This window comes from Cohaesibacter sp. ES.047 (assembly GCF_900215505.1).
GTDB lineage: Bacteria > Pseudomonadota > Alphaproteobacteria > Rhizobiales > Cohaesibacteraceae > Cohaesibacter.
Genome location: NZ_LT907844.1, coordinates 343,633 through 360,649, shown reverse-complemented (window position 1 = coordinate 360,649; position 17,017 = coordinate 343,633). Strand labels below are relative to the sequence as shown.

Below are 17,017 nucleotides of genomic sequence, written 5' to 3'. Positions count from 1 at the left end.
AGAGTGGGCCTGAAGTACAGATCTGGTGCATCGGTATGGACTTCACGTGGCTGTCACATCGGGCCGTTAAGGGGAGGCATGTTTCATTACCGAACCAAGGGAACACCGATGCTAAAAAGTTTCTCCAAGGCGCTGCTTCTGACCAGCTGCCTCGCACTGCCCTTCGCCTCTGAAGCTGCAGCCCTTACCATCGAGCCGATCTCGACCTATTCCGTAGGCGTCTTCGACGAGGGGGCCGCTGAAATTGTCTCCTATGACAAGGCAGGCAAGATGCTCTATGTCGTCAATGGTCTCGACAAATCCATCGACATGCTGGATATCTCCAACCCGGCTGAGATCAAGAAGGCCGGTGCAATTGATGTCACCAAGCACGGCAAGGGCGCCAATTCCGTGTCGGTTCATGGTGAGTATGTTGCCATCGCAGTGGAAGCGGAAGACAAGCAGGCTGACGGCAAACTGGTCCTCTACAAAACCGACGGAACGCTCGTCGGTGAAGCCACCGTCGGCGCTCTACCCGATTGCGTTGTCTTTGCTCCCAATGGTGACTTTGTGATTGTTGCCAACGAAGGCGAGCCGTCCGACGATTTCAAGACCGATCCTGAAGGCACCGTTTCCATCGTGTCCGTCCCTTCGCTTGAGGTGAAGACGATCACGTTTGACGCGCTGAAAGCCAAAGATTTCGGCGATGACTTCCACACGGCTGCTCCTGAGGGTATCTCCTTCACCCAGCAGATCGAGCCGGAATATGTTGCGATCACGCCGGACAGCAAGACCGCTTTTGTGTCCCTGCAGGAAAGCAACGCGATTGCAGTGATTGACGTCGACAGTGCCGCCCTGAAAAAGGTCTTCACGCTCGGGTTTCAGGACTATTCCAAAGAGCTCGTCGATCTTTCCGATAAGGACGGCAAAATAAACCGCCAGAACTGGCCTGTTCTGTCTTTCCGCATGCCGGACACCATTGACGCCTTCACCAAGGATGGCGTGAATTATGTCGTCATGGCCAACGAAGGCGATAGCCGCGATTATGACGGCTATTCCGAAGAAACCCGACTTGGCAAGGCCAAACTCGACCCGGCGGCCTTCCCGAATGCCGAAGAGCTGCAGAAAAAGGAAAATCTTGGTCGTCTCAAAATCACCACCTCGCAAGGGGATCGTGATGGCGATGGCGATTTCGACGTCATCTATGGCTACGGCGGTCGGTCTTTCTCAATCTTCAACGAGATGGGCGAAATGGTCTTTGACAGCGGCACCGAAATCGAAGCCAAGATCGCCGAACTGGCGCCGAGCGCTTTCAACAGTCAGGGCGCAAACGAAAGCTTCGACAATCGCTCCGATGACAAGGGCGCTGAGCCCGAGGCCATCGAACTGGGTGAAGTGGATGGCAAGCTCTACGCCTTCGTCGGTCTTGAGCGTCAGAGCGGCATCATGGTCTATGACATCACCGATCCAGCCAAGTCCTCTTTCGTAACCTATGCCAGCAACGCCAAGCTTGAGGGTGAATCCGAAAAGCTGACCGCAGGCGACATCGGCCCGGAAGGCGTCAAGTTCATCGCTGGTGAAGACAGCCCAAGCGGCAAACCGATGCTGGCCGTCGCCAACGAAGTCTCCGGCACCACCACCCTGTGGGCGATCAAGTAGCGCTTGATGGCGTGACAGAGAAACAACAAAGGCCCGCTGTCTGCGGGCCTTTTTCATTCGAGCACTGTGTTCCGGCATTTCGGCCTTTGGCAATGCACTTGCTACATGCGACAATAGCGTCGCGGGCCATTGTAGGGCTGGAAGGTGCAATCCGAACCCCGGAAGCTGCGATATCGATTGGCGCACGCATCATAGTTGCAGTACCCGCCATACTCTGGCGGCGGCGCCTGGCGCTTGTTCATGTCGGACAGGATCGTCCCGGCGATCGCCCCGAAGATGGCCCCTGCTGCGAGCGCCGCACCATTGTCGTCGTCGTCGCGATGATGGCGCCTGTGATTGCGAGGCGCCATTCTGGGGCGTCTGTGATCATTACGTCCCCAGTGCCGCTTGAAGTTTCGCTTGTCGTTGTAATGTCGTTCTTTCTTGAAGTGCTTGAATGGCGGAAGCGGTTCAGCCGATACAGGAACGGCAACCATGCCAATACAGGCAGCCATGAATGCTGCAGCAATTTGCCTTTTCATGATTTGCGCCTCTCTATGTTTGAATATCTCTCAAGACAACTATTTCGCACGCACATTGGTTCCGTGACACAGGAGTATGTCTTTTCTGTAGCCATGAGGCGAAGTCTCCCGGATAAAGCGAGGCGCGTTGATGCTGGTGGGAGCGATCACAGCTTGTCAGCGCAATGTCAAATGCGATAAGCATGTGTTATATCATGCAAAACGCCAAGGATCTTCACGCCACTATGATCATCACCAACAACGACCAACTCGAAGGTTTCAAGGACTGCGGCAAGGCGGTCGCCATGGCAATCGAGGAAATGGGCAAGGCACTCGAACCGGGTATGACAATCAAGGAACTTGATGATCTGGGCCGAAAGATCCTTGAAAGAGAAGGGGCGCGGTCTGCGCCCGAGCAGGTCTATGACTTTCCCGGTGCGACCTGCATCTCTGTCGAACCGGTTATTGCACATGGCTGGGCGGATACGCGGGTCATCAAGGCCGGCGATCTTGTGAATATCGACGTCTCCGCCAGCAAGGGCGGGTTCTTCACCGATGCGGGAGCAACCTTCATCCTGCCTCCTGTCACGCCTGAAAAGGCGCAATTGGTCGAGGCCGCCCAAAAGGCCCGGGATCGTGCCGTCAGCAAGATCCGAGATGGCGCCGCCATGCAGGTGATCCCCAACGCCTTTGCCGAGATCGCGCTGGAAGGCGGCTATACGGTCATCGAGAATCTGCTCGGCTGTCACGGTGTGGGTGAAACCCTTCATGACAAGCCCGAAGTGCTCGCCATTCCGGACCGGCGCGACAAGCGCAAGCTGGTCGAGGGCATGGTGCTTGCCATCGAGCCGTTTCTGTCGACCGGTGCCGAATTCGCGCTTGATGGCGACAAGGAGTGGGAGCTCTTTACGCCCGGCTGCCTCACCGCTCAATTCGAGCATACGGTGATTGTCAGCAAGAAAGGACCAATTGTCGTCACGCTCTGATCAAGAGTTCATTGCTGCAAAGCCTGCTCGAAGGCATCGGCGTGGGACAATGTGCCTTTTGGTGCGGGGCCTTGAAAGGTCATGTGCTGAATGAGTGAAGGATCCAGTGCGCCATAGCGTAATTGGCCATCGCATTCGAACCCGAGCCGGACATAGTAGGCGGGGTTGCCGATCAGGATACAACCATTGGCACCAAGAGCGCGAAGGCGCCTCATACCTTCGCCAACCAGAGCCTTGCCGATGCCCTGATTCTGTTTGTCTGGAGCAACCGAGATAGGGCCGAGGCAATACCATTTGTCCCATGTGCCATCGATCTGGATTTTCGAAAAAGCCACATGGCCGACAATCATGCCATCATCATCCATCACCAACGACAGCACAAGATCGCCATCCCGGCGCAATTGGTCGATGATCTCGCCTTCGCTGCCAGAGCTGTAGGGCATGGGCGCAAACGCTCTTTGTGTCAGGGTATGAATGTCCGCCGCGTCAGCAGAGGTTTCTTCGCGAATTTCCATGGTAAATCCTACCCCGCCGGTGTGTGGTGAAAATGCAGGCTCTCAGAACGGGGTCTATTGAAGGGTTTCGTGGCAAGATAAGGCCATATGATGGTCGGCGGAATGCGACACAGCGTCTTCGCAAGTCTGACCATTGGATCTCAGTGAAGCAATCAAGCGCGGTGTTTGAAAAGCATAAGGCCCGCCATTGGCGGGCCTTTCGTGTCTTGATGTCGCGAAAGCCCTAGGCTTTCGGAGCGGCAGCTTTTACTGCTTCGTCAACATGTGGCAGGTAGTATTCGAAGTTTTTCACGAACATACCAGCCAGTTTCTTGGCCTGTGCATCGAAGGCATCTTTGTCAGCCCAGGTGTCGCGAGGCATAAGCAGCTTGTCATCAACGCCAGGGCAGGAAAGCGGAACCTGGATGCCGAAGATTTCGTTGGTCCGGAATTCCATGTCGCTCAGGGAGCCGTTGAGCGCTGCGGTCAGCAGGGCGCGGGTTGCCTTGATCGGCATGCGGGAACCGACGCCGTAAGCACCACCGGTCCAACCGGTGTTAACCAGCCAGCAGGTAACCTGATGTTTTTCCATCATTTCGCGCAGAAGATTGCCGTACTCGGACGGATGGCGCGGCATGAACGGAGCACCGAAGCAGGTAGAGAAGGTTGCTTCAGGTTCGGTAACACCTTTTTCGGTACCAGCCACTTTCGCGGTGTAACCGGACAGGAAGTGATACATAGCCTGTTCCGGGGTCAGTTTAGCGATCGGAGGCAGCACACCGAAAGCGTCAGCCGTCAGCATGATGATGTTTTTCGGCTGCGGAGCACGGCCGGTCAACGATGCGTTCGGGATGAAGTCGATCGGATAGGAAACACGGGTGTTTTCCGTTTTGGAACCGTCTTCGAAATCAGGGATATCGGTAATAGGATCGATAACCATGTTTTCGACGATTGCACCGAAAGTATGCGTGGTTGCAAAGATTTCCGGTTCTGCTTCAGCAGACAGGCGGATGGTTTTTGCGTAGCAGCCACCTTCGAAGTTGAAGACGCCGTTTTCGCCCCAGCCGTGTTCGTCATCACCGATCAGAGTGCGGTTCGGGTCAGCGGACAGGGTGGTTTTACCGGTGCCAGACAGACCGAAGAAGATCGCGGTGTTGCCTTCGTCGTCAACGTTGGCCGAGCAGTGCATCGGCATGATGCCTTTTTCAGGCAGCAGGTAGTTGAGCGTGGTGAAGACAGATTTCTTGATTTCGCCTGCATAGGAAGAGCCAGCAACCAGAATGATCTTTTTCTTCAGGTTCAGCGCGATGCAGGTGCTGGAACGGATACCATATTTTTCAGGATCGCATTCGAAGCTCGGCAGATCGATAACGGTCAACTCGGGCATGAAGGAGGCAAGTTCTTCATGTTCAGGACGGATCAGCATGTTGCGGATGAAGTGCGACTGCCATGCCAGTTCGGTAACAACACGGGTTGGCAGGCGATGGTCGATGTCAGCGCCGCCGTAAAGGTCCTGAACAAACAGCTCTTTGCCTTCAGCGTAAGCCATCATGTCTTCGAACAGAAGATCGAAGGATTCCGGGGTCATCGCCTTGTTGTTGTCCCACCAGATGGTGTTCTCAGAAACGTCGTCGCGTACGGTGAATTTGTCTTTAGGAGAGCGACCGGTGTGAACACCGGTATCAACTGCAAAGGCGCCGCCATGGATCAGGCGACCTTCGCCGCGAGCCAATGCTTCTTCTACCAGTTTTGGATACCGATAGTTCCAATGAACGGCTTCCAGATTGCGCAGACCGTTTTTATCCACGCCGTAAGATTCGTTGATCGTGCCGAATTGTTTCACTTTAAAAGCCCCTTGAGACACACTAGGTTGTGGGAAACTGACCTATAGGTCAGCCCGATTGCGGCAAGCCACCGCAATCGATCGTCCGCAAAAAGAAAAGCGGAAGTCAGGTTCGTCGGGCGGATATGACCGCTCTTTTTATGACGTCTCTTCCTCCAGAAGCCGTCGCGCCATTCATACTTGGTCGCAGGAGGCGGCTCCGTAACAGTCCTTATGTCGAACTCGAGCCACTTCTAGACGGGACACTCTGGAGTGTCGTTGATTTCCCGCAAAGTTGCAAACGGGAAGTACGTCTTTATGTCGCAATTTTCTATACTAAAGTGCTAGAGTCGAATAGTTCGACCTTTCGACAAAAGTGATGCCAATTTGGCTTCGGTCGTGTCAGAAAAGAGCGCAAAAGACATCAAAAATGACCATGTGAGTGCGAATTGTTTTCATTTGTTGCGCATTTTCGTGCCTGTGGATTGATGTTGCAGGCCATATTTTGGCGATGATCGCTCCATATCAACCGTCATAGGTGACAGAAATGTGTTTTTGGCATATCTGTCAGGTCCGAATGGCAGGTCTGAAGAGCTTTGAATCGCCGTGCCTGTTGATGAAAGCAATGGGCGGCCTATATTCGTAGCGGAATGCCTGCTTGGCGGTAAAACCGCAAAATCACGAGCCGGTCAGCAAAACCGGTTATGGAAAGGAAGCGACATGGCAACGATTGCGCTTGTCGACGATGATCGAAATATTCTGACGTCCGTCTCCATTGCTCTGGAGAGCGAGGGATACAAGGTCGATACCTATACAGATGGTGCCTCCGGGCTCGATGGCCTGCTGCACGCGCCGCCCGATCTTGCAATCCTCGATATCAAGATGCCGCGCATGGACGGCATGGAACTGCTGCGACGTCTGCGCCAGAAAACGGACCTTCCGGTCATCTTCCTGACATCCAAGGATGACGAGATCGATGAATTGTTTGGTCTGAAGATGGGCGCAGATGATTTCATCCACAAACCCTTCTCCCAACGTCTGCTTGTTGAGCGGGTCAAGGCGGTACTCAGGCGCGCGCAAGCCCGCGAAACAGTAATCAAGGGCGAGGGCCAGGTGAACAAGTCCGATCTGCTTGAGCGCGGTCTTCTGTCGATGGATCAGGAACGCCACACCTGCAGTTGGGACGGTAAACCTGTTACCTTGACGGTCACCGAGTTTTTGATTCTTTTCTCGCTTGCCCAGCGCCCCGGGGTGGTCAAGAGCCGCAATGCCTTGATGGATGCTGCCTATGAAGATCAGGTCTATGTGGATGATCGCACCATCGACAGCCACATCAAGCGCCTGCGTAAGAAGTTCAAGGCCGTCGACGACAATTTCGACATGATCGAAACCCTCTACGGCGTTGGCTATCGCTTCCGTGAAAGTGCCTGAGAAAAGCACCTGGGCGTGCATATCACGACCGTGCGCGACATTTGAAGCGCACGGAGCGGCCTGAAACGCACAAAGATCTGAAGCGCATAAAGAGATGGCCAATTTCTCAGACCACGGAATGACTTGCAACGAACAGCGTCTGGGTTGACACTATCAGCCACCTTGTGCCGGGCCGCTCTGCGGCCCCTCTCGCATTTCGGCAACAGGACGGGATAAGGTCTCGATCCGATTGACATCCGAATGCTGCCAACAATGGAACCGCATGCTGCAGCAGAAAAACAATCAGGGCTCGGAAAAGCAGAAGCGCGCGCAATCGGCCAAACGGAACAAAGGCCGGTTCAATCGCTTTCTCGGCATCGTAACGTCATCGGTCGCCTTTTCATCCCTGACCCGCCGCATCGTGTTCCTCAATCTCGCCGCGCTCGCAGTGCTGGTGATTGGTATTCTTTATCTCAACCAGTTCCGCGAAGGACTCATCGACAGCCGCGTGCGTTCTTTGATGACACAGGGCAACATCATTGCCGGTGCGATTGCCGCCTCGGCTGCATCCGACGCCGACGCCATCACCATCAGCCCGGATCGCCTGCTCGAGCTGCAGGCCGGCGAGAGCTTCACCCCGTCCGATGACACCTTCGGCTTCTTCGAATTTCCCATCGATCCCGAGCGCGCGGCTCCTATTCTGCGTGCTGCGATTTCAACCACGGACACACGGGCCCGGATCTACGATCTGTCCGGCAATCTGGTGGTGGACTCGCGCCAGCTCAATGCCAGCGGCATTCTGCGCTTCAATCTGCCCGATCCGGTCGAGGAGAAAGACGGCGGCTGGATGGACAAGTGGAGCCGCTTCATCAGCTGGATCCGGCAGGCAGAGCACCCCCTCTATAAAGAGCTGGGGAGCAGCGAAGGCCGGGGCTATCCGGAAGTAACGCTGGCACTGGATGGATCTGCTGCCTCCATCGTGCGCGTCAATGACAAGGGTCGGCTGATCGTCTCCGTTGCAGTGCCCATTCAGCGCTCGCGTGTCATCGCCGGTGCGCTCCTTTTGTCGACACGCGATGGTGAGATCGACGAAATCGTGACCGCCGAGCGTCTTGGTATTCTGCGGGTTTTCCTCATTGCCGCCGTTGTGACGAGCACGCTGTCCTTCCTGTTGGCTGGCACCATCGCCGGCCCTGTACGCCGGCTCTCCGAGGCAGCCGAACGCGTGCGCCGGGGCGTCAAGTCCCGCGAGCAGATCCCGGATTTTTCTGATCGCAAGGACGAAATCGGCCAATTGAGCCAATCTCTGCGCGACATGACCAAGACCCTCTATCAGCGCATGGATGCCATCGAGGCCTTTGCTGCCGATGTGGCGCACGAGCTCAAGAACCCTCTGACATCTCTGCGCTCGGCGGTGGAAACCCTGCCATTGGCCAAGAAGCCCGAAGCGCGAGAGCGTCTTACCGGCATCATTCTGCATGACGTCAGACGCCTTGATCGGCTGATTTCGGATATTTCCGATGCGTCTCGCCTTGATGCGGAGTTGGCACGACAGGACTCGGATGCCATCGACCTTCATGCACTGCTCGACACCATTGTCACCATTCAAGATGAGATTGGAGCCAAGGTCGGCGTACGCGTCAAGCTCGAGACCGATGGCGAACCCGCCAAGGACGACAGGCGCTTTTTCGTCAATGGCAATGACAGCCGCATCGGTCAGGTCTTCGTCAATCTCATCGACAACGCTCGCTCCTTCTCCCCAGATGGCTCCGAAGTGGTCGTCAGTCTGTCGCGCGAAGACAATTGGGTGGAGGTCACGGTTGATGACTGCGGCCCCGGCATTCAGGCGGAGGATGTCAATCGCGTCTTCGAGCGCTTCTACACCGATCGCCCGCAAGGAGAGGATTTTGGTCAGAACTCGGGTCTCGGGCTGTCCATTTCCAAGCAGATCGTCGAGGCCTATCAGGGGCAGATTGAGGCTTTCAACCGCATTGACGAAAGCTCGTCAGAGAGCGATCCTGAGATACTGGGTGCCCGCTTCTGCGCGCGCTTCCCGGTGATGGCAAAGACAACAGCCCATAAGCCGACGCACCACAAGACGACGGCTCATAGGAAGTCCGACCACACGACAGAGCGCGACGATCAGGCCTGACACCATCGGTTGCCCGTAAAAAGGAGCAAGCCATGTCCAACTATCTTGACCCTGACAGGGACCATGCCACTCAAGGGCCGGCCTTCGACCTTCCTGCTCGTCTCGAAGACGGCAGCGAAATCATGCAGGCCAGTGGGCTGGTGCTGCACCGCTACGGCCTTCTTTTGTGCGGGCCTTCAGGCAGCGGCAAGTCGATGCTGCAGCGGCGGTTGCGCCAGGAGGCGCGTGCGCGAGGCATGTTTGCGGCTTTGATCAGCGATGACTATGTGCGCCTGTCACGCCCCGGGCCTGATGGCAAAGAGGAGGCTGTGCCGCCGTTGCTGGCCTTCTCGCCCGTGCCCACACATCGTTTGCAGGAGGTGCGGGGCATCGGCGTCCTCAAGCTTGAACCGGAGCATGTGCTCTCGCGTGCCGTGATTCATCTGCTGGTCGATATGGTTGCGCCGGAAGAAATTGAACGAATGCCGAGAAAAATGGCAAGGTCGAAACCTTGTCTTGGTCATGAGGTAGCACACCTTGCCGTCCCGCAGCGTTCGGTGGATGTGGCCTGCGATATGGTGTTTGCGCTTCTTTCCACATGGAAGCATTGACCGAACCGGCCCAAAAATGACATTTGGGCTTGCGTTCCAAACGCTGCTGGTCAAGATAGAAAATCTTTGACGGCTGTCTGTCCGGCGATCGCGCCATGGTTCGACGGTATGGCCGCAAGAGAGCGTAAGGAGCTCTGGCTCCGACAATCAGGAGAAGTGAGGCACTATGATCGGTCTTGTCCTCGTTACACATGGTCATCTGGCAGAGGAATTTCGATCTGCGCTTGAGCATGTCGTTGGCCCTCAGGAGCTGATCGAGACCATCTGCATCGGTCCCGACGACGACATGGAACAACGGCGGCAGGACATAATCGATGCTGTCGCGGCGGTTGACGATAAGCAGGGCGTTGTCCTTCTGACCGACATGTTCGGTGGCACGCCGTCCAACATGGCCATTTCCGTCATGGACAGCGAGCGCGTTGAAGTGTTGGCTGGCGTGAACTTGCCGATGCTGATCAAGCTCGCAAGCGTTCGCTCGGACCGCTCGATCACCGAGGCGGTGCATGAGGCTTGTGAAGCCGGGCGGAAATACATTAACATAGCCAGCAAGTTGCTGGCCGGAGAATGACCCTCGGACACGCAATTGAGACAACCGGTGCTTAAGGGGCGACGTTCAGACATGATCCCCGGCGTTCCTTTGATAGCAAGAGACTAGCCTTTTCGTGACCGACCAATCCTTTTCTGGCACTCTGACCATCCAAAACAAGCGAGGCCTGCACGCCCGGGCGTCGGCCAAATTCGTCCAGCTCGTCGACATGTATGATGCCTCGGTTACGGTGTCCAAGGACGGACAGACAGTCTGGGGCAATTCCATCATGGGGCTGATGATGTTGGCGGCGGCTCCGGGCTGCTGCATCGATGTCGTTGCATCAGGAAACCAGGCAGAAGAGGTGCTCAAGGCCATTTCGGACCTGATTGACGATCGGTTCGGCGAGGGAGAATAGAGAGCGCTTTGCTCAGAATCTCAGCGCGAAAATTTGATCACATTGTGCGCACCGAGTGCGCATGCGGATCTAAAACAGGCCCGCATCCAATGACGATTTTCAGTCCGGAATGAGCGCTAATGGCTCCTTTTAAAAAAGTTTTCCCCGCAAAAATAGTGCGCAATTTCAAGTAGTTCCTGTAGGGTCGAGTCGCCGCACATTGCGTATTTTTATTTCCTGGAAGCGGCCAAGAAGTCTTTCCGGATAGGTGCTTTCTGGCCTCTTGCCTCATCGTGATCAAGTTGATGAGGCTGTAAAAACCAAGCACTTTCAGCGCATAAAGTGGTGTTTGACAATAGTTCAAAGTAAATTTCGCCTGCAAACAAATTTTCGCACCCTTTTCAAAAAACAACCAAAAAATACTTTTCGCTTTCCGCTCGAGTGCTCAGATATGATAGTCATGCAAAATCGGATCTGTCATTGACGTAGGTTTGCAAGAATTGTTATTCTCTTGTGCGTGAAACGAATTTGCGCCAGCTACTGGTGAGGGAAGACTGATCCGGTGGAATGTAGGCAAGATTTTATTCTTTATGACGGGGTCGGACGAAGCTGAAAATTTCTGTCCGGGTCCGTATCCCTGTGCATGGTTCGCACTGGGTAATGCAAATTCCATGATGAACAACGTGGTCATGCTCTGTGTGGCCGCACATAAGTTGTCAAAGCAAATTGAAAACCATCTCGGAGGTTTATTCATATGAAACGACTCCTGCTTGCTGCCCTGATGCTGTCAGGCTCGGCCCTTTCTTCAAACGCGGCTGATTGCGGCAAAGTCACCATCGCTGACATGAACTGGAGCTCTGCGACCCTGATCGCAAATGTGGAGAAAATTATTCTCACGCAAGGGTTCGGTTGTGATGCCGAATTGATTCCGGGCGACACCATGCCGACCGGCGCATCCATGACCGAAAAAGGCGAACCAGATATCGCTCCCGAATTCTGGTCCAACTCCATGCGCGAAGTTATCGACAAGGGTGTCGAAGAGGGCCGTCTGGCCATCGCCGGCAAATCTCTGTCCGACGGCGGGGAAGAAGGCTTCTGGGTTCCCAACTACATGGTTGAGAAAGAGCCCAGCCTTGCCACCATCGAAGGCGTCATCGAGCATGCCGATCTCTTCCCACATCCGGAAGATGACACCAAGAGCGCATTCTATGGCTGCCCGGCAGGCTGGAACTGTCAGATCTCTTCCGGCAACCTGTTCCGCGCTATGAATCTTGAAGACGCTGGTTTTGAAATCGTTGATCCGGGTTCGGGGGCTGGCCTCTCTGGTTCCATCGCCAAGGCTTATGAGCGCGGCGAAGGCTGGTTCGGCTACTATTGGGCGCCGACTGCTGTTCTCGGCAAATACCAGATGACCAAGGTTGATTTCGGCTCTGGCATCGACGAAGAAGAGTTCAAAGGCTGCACCACGCAGAACGATTGTGCAGATCCGAAAGTGACCATGTATCCGCCGTCTCTCGTTCAGGCGATTACCACCGGTGAATTCGCCAAGAACAATCCGGAAATCATGGATTTCCTTGGCAAGCTTTCCTTCACCAACAAAGAGATGAACGCTCTGTTGGCATGGATGGAAGACAACCAGGCTGACGGTGAAATCGCTGGTATCTATTTCCTCAAAAACCATGAGGACAAATGGACCGAGTGGCTTTCTGACGACATGGCTGCCAAAGTCAAGGCTGCTGTCGCAGAGATGTAAGACTGACACCCCAAAAGGGGTGCTGTGCCCGGGCGACCTCAGGTGGCCCGGGTTCTTTCGTAAAGAATGTCTGCTTTTCCATCGTCACGCACTCTGTTTCATCGAGCACCCTGACGCCTGAAAAGCGGATGATTGTGACCAATCAACAAGGCGCGTTTGAGCTTGACCCCCGTGCTCACCACCTTTGGACTGAACTGGAGACCGCGTATGGCGGAATTGTCATGGCTAACAGAATTTCCGCAGTTGGATCGTCTTGATCTTCTTGCGATACGCAAGACGCTAGATGGCGCTTACAAAGCATTCTCTCGGGAGTATGGCGAGTTTATCGAAGGCTTGTTCCACCCCCTTCTCCAGTTCCTCGTATGGTTCGAGAAGCTGCTCCTCAACACGCCATGGCCGATTATCATTATTGTTATCGGTGCAATCGTCTATTCCGCCAGCCGCTCATGGAAGTTGCTTCTTGGTGTTGTTGTTTCTCTGCTGCTGATTGGCTATTTCGGCATGTGGGAAGACACGATGAGCACCCTGTCGATGATTACCGTCTGTACGCTCATGTCCATTGTGGTTGGCATTCCGGTTGGCATTGGCATGGCGCGGTCCGATCGCTTCCAGAAAGTGATGACACCGATTCTCGACGTCATGCAGACCATGCCAGCCTTTGTTTATCTTATTCCCGTTGTCATGTTGCTCGGCATCGGCAAGATTCCAGGCCTCATTTCGGTTGTGATCTACGCCATTCCGCCGGTTATCCGCCTGACCAACCTCGGTATTCGTCTGGTCGACAAGGAAGTGCTCGAAGCGGCCACCGCTTTTGGTGCAAACCCGACCCAGCGCCTGTTCGGGGTGCAGGTTCCGCTCGCCATGCCAACCATCATGGCCGGTATCAACCAGACCATCATGATGGCGCTCGCCATGGTCGTGGTCGCATCAATGATCGGTGTGAAAGGTCTTGGCCAGCCGGTTCTCAAATCCATTCAGAACCAGTACTTCACGCTGGGTCTCTTCAACGGTCTAGCCATTGTGGCGCTTGCTATCATCTTTGACCGTGTTTCGCAGGCATATGCCACGCGAAGTCAGAAACACATGAAGGGAGCCCACTAATGAGTGAAGTGCTGATTGAAATCAAAGGGCTCTACAAGCTTTTCGGCAACGACCCCAAGAAATATATGCCGTTGGTGCACCAAGGGCTGAGCAAGGACGAGATCCTTGCTCAAACCGGTCACACCCTTGGTCTCAAGGATATCAACCTCAGCATTCAGAAGGGTGAAATCTCGGTCATCATGGGCCTGTCAGGTTCGGGCAAGTCGACCCTGATCCGCCACTTCAACCGCCTGATTGATCCGACCGAAGGTCAGATTCTGGTTGACGGTACCGACGTGATGAATCTTTCGATCAAGGAACTCGAGCAGTTTCGGCGTCACAAGATGTCGATGGTCTTCCAGCGCTTCGGGCTCCTGCCGCACCGCACGGTTCTCGACAATGTTGCCTACGGCCTGCACATTCAGAACGTCAAGAAGTCCGAAGCCCATGATCGGGCTGTTGAGTGGCTCGAGACGGTTGGTCTGGCTGGATACGAGAACCAGTATCCGGCACAGCTTTCGGGTGGTCAGCAGCAGCGTGTCGGTCTGGCGCGCGCCCTTGCCACCAACGCCGAAGTCCTTCTGATGGATGAGGCCTTTTCCGCGCTTGACCCGCTTATTCGCTCCGAAATGCAGGATCAGCTCGTCGAGCTGCAGGAAAAACTGCACAAGACCATCATTTTCATCACCCACGATCTTGATGAAGCCCTGCGTCTTGGCAGCACCATCGCCATCCTCAAGGACGGTGAACTGGTGCAGGATGACAAGCCTGAAGAAATTCTGCTCAATCCGGCCAATGACTATGTCGAGGCCTTCGTCAAGGATGTGAACCGTGCCCGTGCGCTGAACGTTGAGACTGTGATGCAGCCGCAGACCTTCCGCATCACGGCCAAAACCATCGGCGAGGCCTACAAGCAGATGAAGGCCCACAAGGACGATTACGCCTATCACGTCACCGACGATGGCTATCAGGGGACCCTGACGCAAGAGAGCCTTGAGGAATATTACAAGGACAATGCGGACAGCAAGATCTCCGAAGAGCACTATTACGATGTACAGCACATCTCTCCGGATGCCCCTCTGGAAGAAGTCCTGCCAGGAACCCTGTCTGCGGACTATCCTGTGCCGGTGGTTGGAGAAGATGGCGAATTCGTTGGCTCACTGTCCCGTGACGCCCTTGCTGAAGTGCTGAGTTCCGAAGCTTCTGAAGACGAGGAAGCCGAAGATGAAACCGCGAAAGCCAAAGCCGGCACCGAAGGGGATGCTGTCAAGGAACCGAGCTGATCGCTCAATCAGCCAGCCGGCCCGTGGCGACTGGCAGACCCGTTCCTCGATGAGCCGTTTGGTTGCAATCTTGGACGAGATAATAAAAAAGGGTGCCAACCTGTGTTGGCACCCTTTTTTTATATTCAAGCCGGTGGATGGGACTAAAGCGTGTCGCAGTTAATGAGATTCAGGATTCCCATTTTTTGCCAATTGTGATTCCCTTTGAGAAAAGGGGATCATCATGGGCAAATCACTTCCTATTGCATTGCGCGAACGTGTTGCTTCATTTGTTGATGCCGGTCATTCGCATCGGGCGGCCGCCAGCCATTTCCGCGTGTCACCACGGTTTGTCAATAACCTGATGCTTCTCAAGAAAGAGACGGGTTCTGTGCAGCCTCGCAAGCAAGGCCGACCAGACAAAGGCAAGTTGGGTGTGCATCATGAATGGATCACAAGGCGCATGTCTGAGAATGGCGATCTGACGCTTGATGAGCTTTGTCTGGAATTGGCTGAACGCGGGGTCCATGTGCATCGCTCTAGCGTTGGGCGCGTGCTTCACAGGCTCGGCCTGAGCCATAAAAAAAAGTCTGGTAGCCACTGAACAGCTACGGGCCGCGATTGCTCATGATCGGTATGTATGGATCAATCAGCGCCGGCCTTTCTTCAACAAAGCATTGTCCCGATTGATCTTTATCGATGAGACATCAACCAACACGAAGCTGACCAAACGGTCTGGATGGTCACCAAAAGGACAGCGCTATCGCGCCCACGCTTCTTTTGGTCATTGGAAATCCCAGACCTTCATCGCTGGTTTGAGATCCCGTGGGATGGTTGCGCCCTGGATCGTCAATGCTCCGATGAACCGACGTATCTTTGAAACTTGGATTGAAACTCAACTACTGCCGACCCTGTCAGCTGGCGACATCGTCATCCTCGATAATGTCGCCTTCCACAAAAGTGAGAAAGCTCACAAGCTCGTCAAATCAAAGGGAGCATGGCTGCTGTTTCTTCCGCCATATTCACCGGACCTCAATCCCATCGAAATGGCATATTCCAAACTCAAGACACTGCTGCGCAAGCGAGCAGCCAGAAGCTTCGATACAATCTCAGACGCGATCGGTGACATTTGTGACCTCTATTCTGCCAAGGAGTGTCTGAACGACTTCAAAGCTGCCGGGTATGAGGTTAATTAATTGCGATATGCTTTAAAGGCTCGACCACATCATTCGCGCCGAGCTCGATTATTGGGTTTTCGCAACATTGTTGCGCATCTGGACGAAGCGCATGGCCCGCTGAGAGGAGGCAACGTCCAGCTCTTTGAAGTGCGCAATGCTGCGCCCAACCGCCGATAGCGAAAGACCAAGCTTTTCCTGACGGACATTCATCAGCTTGGCAAACGCATTCGTTTCCAGATCCATCGATTTGCAAAGGATGGCAATCGGTTCGTCGTTGCTCTGATAGAACACATTCGAGATGATCGCCTGATCAAGGCCGATGATTGCCGCGAGCAACATGATGATGTCGGAGCCGCGCTGGGCCTCAGCCAGAAGGGACACCGCATCGGATAATGCCCGCGTACCCTGCTTAACTTGACTGATCAGAACCTTGGCTTCGATCCGTTCGCTGCGTTCTGAAAGGCTATGCTCGATAAACTTCTTCTGCGCCCCGGCAACAAGGTCACCGGCAGCGTGGGGATCATGTCGGAACAGCTTGGCGAGACGGGCCTTGCCCTCAGGCGGCAACAGCGGCAACAGCTTTTTGGCCGCGTGTTCAGGGATATCTTTACGAGAGCTCAGGCTGGTTTGCAGGATCTCGTCATCCGTTGCATTATCAACAAGCGTGTCAAAACCCTTGTCAGTGATCTCGGCGCTTTGGTTCTGTGTGACCTTGTGCCAGACAGCTCTGGTGCCGTTCTCAATCAGGGCATCGGTGACTGTGCCGCTCAGCGACTCTCGCTCTGCGATGGTTTCAAGATGCGCCGGGGACAGCGTTTGAGAGAGGGCAACAAAATCCTCGTCGGTCAACACCGGGCTGTTCTTGAGTACGGGAGCTGCGATTTCAACGTCATCCTGTGCAAGATTGCGTGCAATTTCGATTGGCAGAGTGGGTTCCTTGGAGGCGCGCTCGGAGAATATGGCGCGACCTTCTGCACCCACATCGTTGAGCATCTTCAGGACGATGTCGCGAAAAAGAATTGCTTCGTGATCGGTGTGCAGCTCTGCTCCATCAAAGAACATATCGGCCACACGGCCGAGGAGTTCGCGTCGCTTGTCGCTCGATTTTTCTCGCGCAAGATCGGTGATGGTATCCAGCATTAGCTTGCCTCATTTCTTGAAGTCCAGCCCATGGTATCCGACCGACTCTAAAATTATGTTAATTGATGCTAACGATGACAATCAAAAAC

At 54.6% G+C, this 17,017-nt stretch carries 15 protein-coding genes and 1 pseudogene; 11 read left to right on the top strand and 5 right to left on the bottom strand.

The genetic code is table 11. The features are described from left to right. The first annotated feature begins 108 nt into the window (after window positions 1–108). Window positions 109–1,638, top strand: coding sequence for a choice-of-anchor I family protein (locus CPH65_RS01510; RefSeq protein ID WP_096171826.1), 1,530 nt, complete (start codon window positions 109–111; stop codon window positions 1,636–1,638). 101 nt (window positions 1,639–1,739) lie between these two features. Here the strand turns inward: CPH65_RS01510 and CPH65_RS01505 are convergent, their stop codons facing one another. Next, on the bottom strand, window positions 1,740–2,159 hold the full coding sequence (locus CPH65_RS01505; protein ID WP_096171825.1) for a BA14K family protein: 420 nt from the start codon (window positions 2,157–2,159) through the stop codon (window positions 1,740–1,742). 194 nt (window positions 2,160–2,353) lie between these two features. Here CPH65_RS01505 and map point away from each other — a divergent pair, with 194 nt between their 5' ends. Further along, the gene (gene map, locus CPH65_RS01500; protein ID WP_157747441.1) at window positions 2,354–3,124 is read left to right on the top strand and encodes a type I methionyl aminopeptidase; all 771 of its coding nucleotides are present in this window, start codon (window positions 2,354–2,356) and stop codon (window positions 3,122–3,124) included. 8 nt (window positions 3,125–3,132) lie between these two features. On the opposite strand, the gene CPH65_RS01495 is transcribed toward map, so the two are convergent. Together CPH65_RS01495 and CPH65_RS01490 are read right to left on the bottom strand one after the other, a co-directional pair. Continuing rightward, complete coding sequence (locus CPH65_RS01495; protein WP_096171823.1) at window positions 3,133–3,639, bottom strand: GNAT family N-acetyltransferase; 507 nt, start codon at window positions 3,637–3,639, stop codon at window positions 3,133–3,135. Between the two features lie 223 nt (window positions 3,640–3,862). Beyond that, on the bottom strand, window positions 3,863–5,461 hold the full coding sequence (locus CPH65_RS01490) for a phosphoenolpyruvate carboxykinase (RefSeq protein ID WP_096171822.1): 1,599 nt from the start codon (window positions 5,459–5,461) through the stop codon (window positions 3,863–3,865). A gap of 699 nt (window positions 5,462–6,160) precedes the next feature. Between CPH65_RS01490 and CPH65_RS01485 the strand changes: the two genes are divergently transcribed. The 5 genes from CPH65_RS01485 (at window position 6,161) to CPH65_RS01465 (ending at window position 10,536) form a co-directional block, all read left to right on the top strand. Next, a complete protein-coding gene (locus CPH65_RS01485; protein WP_096171821.1) occupies window positions 6,161–6,871 on the top strand; it encodes a response regulator transcription factor in 711 nt (236 codons plus the stop codon). A 262-nt stretch (window positions 6,872–7,133) separates the two neighbouring features. After that, window positions 7,134–9,002: a sensor histidine kinase gene (locus CPH65_RS01480; protein WP_096171820.1), complete on the top strand. Its 1,869-nt coding sequence runs from the start codon at window positions 7,134–7,136 to the stop codon at window positions 9,000–9,002. A 32-nt stretch (window positions 9,003–9,034) separates the two neighbouring features. Beyond that, a complete protein-coding gene (locus CPH65_RS01475; protein WP_096171819.1) occupies window positions 9,035–9,592 on the top strand; it encodes an HPr kinase/phosphorylase in 558 nt (185 codons plus the stop codon). 166 nt (window positions 9,593–9,758) lie between these two features. Next, entirely contained in the window at window positions 9,759–10,160 is a 402-nt protein-coding gene (locus tag CPH65_RS01470) for a PTS sugar transporter subunit IIA (RefSeq protein WP_096171818.1), read from the top strand. A gap of 94 nt (window positions 10,161–10,254) precedes the next feature. Continuing rightward, the gene (locus CPH65_RS01465) at window positions 10,255–10,536 is read left to right on the top strand and encodes an HPr family phosphocarrier protein (protein ID WP_096171817.1); all 282 of its coding nucleotides are present in this window, start codon (window positions 10,255–10,257) and stop codon (window positions 10,534–10,536) included. 37 nt (window positions 10,537–10,573) lie between these two features. Here CPH65_RS01465 and CPH65_RS23685 read toward each other — a convergent pair whose 3' ends face one another. Then, on the bottom strand, window positions 10,574–10,927 hold the full coding sequence (locus tag CPH65_RS23685) for a hypothetical protein (RefSeq protein ID WP_157747440.1): 354 nt from the start codon (window positions 10,925–10,927) through the stop codon (window positions 10,574–10,576). 342 nt (window positions 10,928–11,269) lie between these two features. Here CPH65_RS23685 and CPH65_RS01460 point away from each other — a divergent pair, with 342 nt between their 5' ends. The 4 genes and pseudogenes from CPH65_RS01460 (at window position 11,270) to CPH65_RS24930 (ending at window position 15,806) form a co-directional block, all read left to right on the top strand. Further along, the gene (locus CPH65_RS01460) at window positions 11,270–12,268 is read left to right on the top strand and encodes an ABC transporter substrate-binding protein (RefSeq protein WP_096171816.1); all 999 of its coding nucleotides are present in this window, start codon (window positions 11,270–11,272) and stop codon (window positions 12,266–12,268) included. Window positions 12,269–12,484: 216 nt separating this feature from the next. Next, window positions 12,485–13,369, top strand: coding sequence for a proline/glycine betaine ABC transporter permease (locus tag CPH65_RS01455; protein ID WP_197704022.1), 885 nt, complete (start codon window positions 12,485–12,487; stop codon window positions 13,367–13,369). After that, on the top strand, window positions 13,369–14,631 hold the full coding sequence (locus CPH65_RS01450; protein ID WP_096171814.1) for a glycine betaine/L-proline ABC transporter ATP-binding protein: 1,263 nt from the start codon (window positions 13,369–13,371) through the stop codon (window positions 14,629–14,631). Before CPH65_RS01455 ends, CPH65_RS01450 begins: the two co-directional genes overlap by 1 nt. Before the next feature lie 223 nt (window positions 14,632–14,854). Further along, a pseudogene (locus CPH65_RS24930) lies at window positions 14,855–15,806 on the top strand (IS630 family transposase). Between the two features lie 48 nt (window positions 15,807–15,854). Here CPH65_RS24930 and CPH65_RS01440 read toward each other — a convergent pair. After that, a complete protein-coding gene (locus CPH65_RS01440) occupies window positions 15,855–16,928 on the bottom strand; it encodes a DUF2336 domain-containing protein (RefSeq protein ID WP_096171813.1) in 1,074 nt (357 codons plus the stop codon). Window positions 16,929–17,017: the final 89 nt, after the last annotated feature.